The organism is Chitinophaga sp., from assembly GCF_035538455.1.
Lineage (GTDB): Bacteria > Bacteroidota > Bacteroidia > Chitinophagales > Chitinophagaceae > Chitinophaga.
The window spans coordinates 44,129-50,189 of record NZ_DATLKJ010000277.1; the positions used below are offsets into that span (position 1 = coordinate 44,129).

The following is a 6,061-nucleotide window of genomic DNA, read 5'->3' on the forward strand; positions in this document are numbered from 1 at the left end:
GGAGGCCTTTGATTATTTCAAGTATAAAGGTATTATTGTTCCATTTGTGTAAGAGCCCGATCCAGCAGACTTTTGCGACGATATCTTTCTTCTACTTCAATGATCGCCTGCATGAGATTGTTGGGGGAGTCTGTCAGGTCGGCGAGAGAGCTGCCAATAATGCCCCATACAGGCTTTATTTCATCCACGAGTTTTTTACCTTTTTCGGTAAGAGATATCATTCGTTTCCGCGTATCAGTCTTATCTTTCTTTGATTTGATCAGTTTCAATACTTCCAGTTCCTTCAGCAGGCTGATAGTGGAGGGGTGGGTGTACCCTATTTCATTGGCTATTTCCACCACACTCATAATGGGGTTGAGATGTAGCGTATAGATGACGGGAAACCACTTCGGCTCAAAGTCGATACCATGGGCTTTGTAAATCTGTAATCCATCTTTGCGCAACAGTTCACTCAACCGCTGCAGCCTCGTTGCGATAGCCAGTATCCCTATTTGATCAATTGCATTCGACATGTAGCGAAAATAGGTAGTTAACTACAATAATCCCAAAATATCATGTAGTCTTCTTAATGCAGATGGCTTGTCCTTTCTTTTCATTTCTGCCTATGAGGTCAGGTAGTAAAAAATCAGCTCCTGAATTTTATGGCATCGGTTGCCGCTCCGTCGGCAGTAACCATTGGTTGTACTGCTTTGGAAAGATCGCCACCATCTACAGTGATGTTGCGCGATTGTCTGCCTTCTACCCGCAGAAAGTTGGTTGCCGGTCCCAGTAATCGTGCGCCGGTTATCAGTACATCCCTGCTGTTGATGATCCTGAAAGCCGCCATGGAGGCGGTGTTACTTTGTATACTGATTCCGCCCACATCTGCGTCTTCTACATTGTCGAATACGACAGCTGGTCGCAGGTCGTTTTCCCGGTAAGTAAATCGTATGTCCTTCAGCGTTAGTCCTTTTACATTACGTGCATACATGCCATAGGCAACAGGGCCAAAGGGCGGGCGGCCCCATACCACAAAGTATTCCACAGCAACCTGCGGTATGTCCGTTTTGCCAGCGAGATCTGCAGATCCACCACCAGCATATGTTACATGTACATCTGTAAAACTGATGTTTTCCAGGTAACTGCCATCAGCCCCATTGAGTGTAATACAGCTGAGCTGCTCACCGTCGAAGGGCTTAACGTCAAAAGGTATATCAGGATGATTTACCGGCAGGGCTACTACGCTGGCCCTGATATGACTGAAGGATATGTTGCGCACGTATGCATCTGTAGCGGCGCCTGCCCGGAACCCTATTCCGATAGGGCCGGTAACGTTTTCCATCACAATGTTACTGAACAATAGATTTTCGATCTTTGCCTTGCCTGCGCTGATCTTCACCGGGCAACCATAAGTGTCATAGATCACACAGTTGGTAACCGTGATGTTCTTTGCTTCACCACCGCCAAAGCGAAAGATGGACCAGCGCGTGCTGAAGCTGCAATTGGTAACTGTTACAAACTGGTTACTGCCAAAGAGGGCGCAGGCATCATCCTGGCAGGCCACATCACAGTCGGATATGCGTACATGTGCGCTGCTATTGAAGTGAAAGCCGTCATTGTTGCGGTTAACACGATTGTATATACGAATTCCGGTGAAGTGAACATAACGACACTCCAGGATACGGAAGCAGTGATAAGCACTTCTGGTAAAGAAGGTGTCGGTTACCCGGACATTGTTACAACGATAAAAAATCGCGAGATGCGGCCGGTCCATGTTTCCTCCTTTTTGTCCTCCGGGTCCGGTGCCATCACCTTTGCCCGTGTTGAAATGAATCCCGTCGCCGTCAATTGTGCCGCTGCCAGTGATGGCCACGTTTTCAGCGTTGGCTGCAAAGATGAATACTACATTGCCATTGCCGGGAGGAATGGTATCAGGAGCCTGGTAGTCTTCGCGGCGAGGGCTCCCCAGCAACCTGCAGTTGACAGCGAGGTACAGCGTTACATTGCTCTTCAGCTCAATGGTACCACACAGGAAATCGCCGGCGGGTATTAGTACAACGCCGCCGTTGTTGTTGTGACAGTCGTCGATGGCATGTTGGATCGCTGCTGTGTTATTGGTTTTGCCGTCACCACGTGCGCCGTAATCCAGGATGCTGCGCCAGCCGGGGAAAGGAGATGTGGAGGATGGTTGTTGTGTGGATGCGAATGAAGCCACGCCCAGTAAAGAGGCGCCAGCAGTGAACATTGCGGGGGCAGATACCCGCTGCAGCCAGTTGCGTCTTGATAAGGAAATGGGGTATTGACTTGTAGGATCTTTCATAACGATGTATTTTATGCAAACGGTTGCATAAAATACGGAAAGAAATGATTATTTCCTGGAATTTTTTCCCGGATCAGCGTTCTCTTTCAAGAATAGGATTGATGATAGCTTTCAGCGACTTAATCTCTTCATTGTTCATACCCAGGCTGCATTGCAGCTGGAAGGGAATATCGGCTGCCTGGTCTTTCAGCTGCAGACCTTGTGCCGTAAGCTGAATGTTGACGATGCGTTCATCTTCCTTGCTGCGGGAGCGTTTGATAATTTTCTTGGCTTCCAGTCTTTTGAGGAGTGGGGTCAGCGTGCCGGAATCCAGCATGAGCAGTTCGCCCATGGCTTTTACGCTGAGGGTTTGGTGCTCCCAGAGTGTAAGCATCACCAGGTATTGCGGGTAGGTGAGATCCAGGTTAGCCAGTAACGGCTGGTAATGGGAGGTTACCAGCCGCGACAGGGCATATATTGAAAAACATACCTGGTTAGATAATTTGAGTTGCTTCAATGTTTGCATGATTTGGCAACGCTAAATTACGCTAATGTTTGCAGTAAAATTCCTGCTACTTCTTCGGAGGATGCCGGATTCTGTCCAGTGATCAGCAGACCGTCCTTCAGTGCATATGGCTGCCAGTCGGCCACTTTGCTGTAGAATCCGCCCAGCTGTTTCAGCTCGTCTTCCACCAGGAAGGGCACGATGCCGGTGAGTTGTACAGCTTCTTCTTCCGTATTGCTGAAGCCAGTCACTTCTTTTCCTTTTACCAGCGGTTCGCCATTGGGCGCTTTCACTTTTCGCAATACGCCAGGAGCGTGGCAAACAAAAGCTACAGGCTTTTGTTGCCGGTAAAATTCTTCAATCAATTTTATGGAAGTTGTATCGTTGGCAAGATCCCATAAAGGGCCATGTCCGCCGGGATAGAACACCGCATCATAATCCGAGGCATCTGCCTGGTTCAGCTTCATCGTATGTGCCAGCTTTTCCTTTAATGCGGCGTCTTCATTGAAGCGTCTGGTAGCGGGTGTTTGGAAATCCGGCAGTTCGCTCTTGGGATCAATGGGTGGTTGCCCACCTGCGGGAGAGGCTATAGTAATCTCCACGTTTTTGTCGGCCAGCGCGTAGTAAGGGGCCGCGAATTCTTCTATCCAGAAGCCGGTCTTATGACCGGTGTTACCCAGCTCACTGTGGGAAGTGAGCACGAATAGTACTTTCATGCGTAATCAGTTTTAGACAAGAGTGAGTTCTACTTCAATGTTACCGCGGGTGGCGTTTGAGTAGGGGCATACCTGGTGCGCTTTCTCCATGAGCTGCTGCGCCGTTTGCCTGTCAGTACCCGGAATGCTTACCGCTAGCTTAACAGATAACCCATAACCGCCCTCATTGTTCTTTCCAAGGCTGACATCTGCGGTCACTGTGGTAGCGCCCGCCTCTACTTTTGCTGTACGGATGACCAGGTTCAGTGCACTGTCGAAACAGGCAGCATAACCTGCAGCAAACAGCTGTTCCGGGTTCGTATAACCGATACCGTTACCTCCCAACTCTTTTGGCATCCTTACTTCCAGATTTAACACCCCGTCAGAGGTGGAGACTTGTCCGTTTCTGCCGCCAGTGGCAGTTGCCTGGGCAGTATATAACTTGTTTATTGCTGTCATAATAGTGATGGATTTTAATTATAGTGTAAAATTAAATTGTGTACAATTTAATTCCAAATTTATTTTCTGATGATCAAGATGGCTGCATAAATGGTGCGTAGGATAAAAGATATTCTGTGCTTTGATCGGTATAAATCGGTACATTAGCGAAGTAAACACATTGTATATGTCTATTACCTCAGAAGCAGAATTACAGGGGATGAAGAAAGTGAGTGAAGTGGTGGCTGTTACCCTTCGTGAAATGCGCAACTATGCAAAGCCCGGCATATCTACCAAAGAAGTGGACGAATTCGGAGGCGCTATATTGGAAGCCTTCGGCGCAAAGTCGGCGCCCAAACTGACATACGGTTTTCCTGGGTGGACCTGCATCAGCGTCAATAATGAAATTGCTCACGGCATTCCTACGGCCGACAGAATACTACAGGAAGGCGACCTGGTGAACATCGATGTATCAGCAGAACTGGATGGTTTCTGGTCGGATAACGGCGGCTCTTTTGTACTCGGAAATGACCTGCATCATCATCAGCGACTGGTAGATACTTCCAGGGCCATATTGCATAAGGCTTTGAACCAGATAAGGGGTGGTGTGATGATTGCAGAAATAGGAAAGCTGATAGAGACCGAAGCCAGCAAAGCCGGTTACCGTGTGATCCGTAATCTTGCCGGACACGGGGTGGGGCGCAGTTTGCACGAACCTCCGGGCGATATTCTCAATTGTTACGACCGTTATAATAAACATCGTTTCCGTAAGAATTCTGTGGTGGCTATCGAAACATTCATTGCCACCGACTCGACATTTGCAGATGAAGCCAGTGATGGCTGGACACTGGTGGGTAACAAGGGCGGCTTCGTGGCGCAACATGAGCATACGATCGTTATTACTGGCGGTCAGCCTGTTATTCTCACGGCTGCGAATGAGATATAGCGATTTTATCGGTATTTTGCGGCCATTATGTCTTTATATACAACAAGAGCAGCAGTAACGATCACCTGCAACAAGCGTCTGACGCCTTACCTGGAGCAGGAAGTAAAGGAATTAGGATACACTATTGAAGATACATTTGTAACAGGTGTACGTATTCAGGCTTCTATTAATGAATGCATACGCCTGAATCTCAACCTACGGTGCGCAAGCCAGGTGTTATACAGCCTGAAGCAGTTCACCGCCGCTGATGCCGACGAGATTTATACACACCTGCATACTTACCCCTGGGAAAATATACTGCCGGCAGACGGTTATTTCTCTATCACCAGTAATGTTCAGAACGATACGATCAACAACAGCATGTTCGCCAATCTGCGTGTGAAGGATGCGATCATCGACCGGCTGCGCAGTAAAACCGGCACCAGGCCATCTACTGGTGCAGAGCTGAGTGGTGCCGTGATTCATCTGTTCTGGAAGAATGATCATGCGGAGGTATTTGCAGATACTTCCGGAGACTCCCTGGCGCGCCACGGTTACCGTAAAATCCCAGGTCGAGCACCCATGCTGGAAGCGTTGGCAGCAGCTACGGTGATGGCTACACGCTGGGACAGAAAATCCCCCTTTATCAATCCCATGTGTGGTTCCGGAACAGTAGCCATTGAAGCGGCATTAATAGCCACCAACAGTCGCCCGGGACTTTTCCGCAACAACTACAGCTTCATGCATCTGAAAGGGTATGAAGATGCCATATACCAGAAAGAAAGAGGCCTGCTCGAAAACCAGATTATTGATGTACCGGGCCTGCAGATCATTGCTACAGATCTGAGTGACGCAGCTGTTGAAAATGCCCGCAAGAATGCCAGAGCAGCGGGTGTTGCTGATTTAGTTACGTTCCGCGTCTGCGATTTTGCGTCCACCACCGTGCCGGAAGATGGCGGTGGTGTGGTTTATATGAACCCGGAATATGGCCTGCGACTTGGTGAGATAACGGCCCTTGAAGATACTTACGCACGTATCGGCGATTTCATGAAGCAACAATGTAAAGGCTACTACGGTTATATCTTCACCGGAAACCTGGATCTCGCAAAGAAAATAGGGCTTAAAGCCAAACGCAGAATAGAATTCTATACAAGCACACTCGATTGCCGTCTTCTGGAATATGAGTTATATGCAGGTACCAAAAGGGCGGAAAGCCTTTA

7 protein-coding genes are annotated in these 6,061 nt (G+C 48.5%); 2 read left to right on the forward strand and 5 right to left on the reverse strand.

Features of this window, described 5'->3' with window-relative positions:
* Nucleotides 1-32: 32 nt before the first annotated feature.
* The 5 genes from VM802_RS32095 to VM802_RS32115 all read right to left on the reverse strand — a co-directional run bounded on the left by VM802_RS32095 (nucleotide 33) and on the right by VM802_RS32115 (nucleotide 3,937).
* Complete coding sequence (locus VM802_RS32095; RefSeq protein WP_325538650.1) at nucleotides 33-512, reverse strand: MarR family winged helix-turn-helix transcriptional regulator; 480 nt, start codon at nucleotides 510-512, stop codon at nucleotides 33-35.
* Between the two features lie 113 nt (nucleotides 513-625).
* Nucleotides 626-2,299, reverse strand: coding sequence for a glycoside hydrolase family 28 protein (locus tag VM802_RS32100; RefSeq protein ID WP_325538652.1), 1,674 nt, complete (start codon nucleotides 2,297-2,299; stop codon nucleotides 626-628).
* Nucleotides 2,300-2,372: 73 nt separating this feature from the next.
* Nucleotides 2,373-2,804, reverse strand: coding sequence for a MarR family winged helix-turn-helix transcriptional regulator (locus VM802_RS32105; RefSeq protein ID WP_325538654.1), 432 nt, complete (start codon nucleotides 2,802-2,804; stop codon nucleotides 2,373-2,375).
* Between the two features lie 17 nt (nucleotides 2,805-2,821).
* Nucleotides 2,822-3,499, reverse strand: a complete 678-nt coding sequence (locus VM802_RS32110) for a type 1 glutamine amidotransferase domain-containing protein (protein WP_325538656.1) — start codon at nucleotides 3,497-3,499, stop codon at nucleotides 2,822-2,824.
* Nucleotides 3,500-3,511: 12 nt separating this feature from the next.
* The gene (locus tag VM802_RS32115; protein ID WP_325538658.1) at nucleotides 3,512-3,937 is read right to left on the reverse strand and encodes an organic hydroperoxide resistance protein; all 426 of its coding nucleotides are present in this window, start codon (nucleotides 3,935-3,937) and stop codon (nucleotides 3,512-3,514) included.
* 166 nt (nucleotides 3,938-4,103) lie between these two features.
* Here VM802_RS32115 and map point away from each other — a divergent pair, with 166 nt between their 5' ends.
* Both map and VM802_RS32125 read left to right on the forward strand, forming a co-directional pair.
* Nucleotides 4,104-4,862, forward strand: a complete 759-nt coding sequence (map, locus tag VM802_RS32120) for a type I methionyl aminopeptidase (RefSeq protein WP_325538660.1) — start codon at nucleotides 4,104-4,106, stop codon at nucleotides 4,860-4,862.
* Between the two features lie 27 nt (nucleotides 4,863-4,889).
* The coding region (locus VM802_RS32125; protein WP_325538662.1) for a THUMP domain-containing class I SAM-dependent RNA methyltransferase at nucleotides 4,890-6,061 on the forward strand (1,172 nt) is incomplete at its 3' end.

What these genes read in the sequence shown, in the direction of transcription:
- VM802_RS32105 (WP_325538654.1), bottom strand. Translation starts at nt 2,804, where the DNA reads ATGCAAACATTGAAGCAACTCAAATTATCTAACCAGGTATGTTTTTCA.
- VM802_RS32095 (WP_325538650.1), bottom strand. Translation starts at nt 512, where the DNA reads ATGTCGAATGCAATTGATCAAATAGGGATACTGGCTATCGCAACGAGG.
- VM802_RS32110 (WP_325538656.1), bottom strand. Translation starts at nt 3,499, where the DNA reads ATGAAAGTACTATTCGTGCTCACTTCCCACAGTGAGCTGGGTAACACC.
- VM802_RS32115 (WP_325538658.1), bottom strand. Translation starts at nt 3,937, where the DNA reads ATGACAGCAATAAACAAGTTATATACTGCCCAGGCAACTGCCACTGGC.
- VM802_RS32100 (WP_325538652.1), bottom strand. Translation starts at nt 2,299, where the DNA reads ATGAAAGATCCTACAAGTCAATACCCCATTTCCTTATCAAGACGCAAC.
- map (WP_325538660.1), top strand. Translation starts at nt 4,104, where the DNA reads ATGTCTATTACCTCAGAAGCAGAATTACAGGGGATGAAGAAAGTGAGT.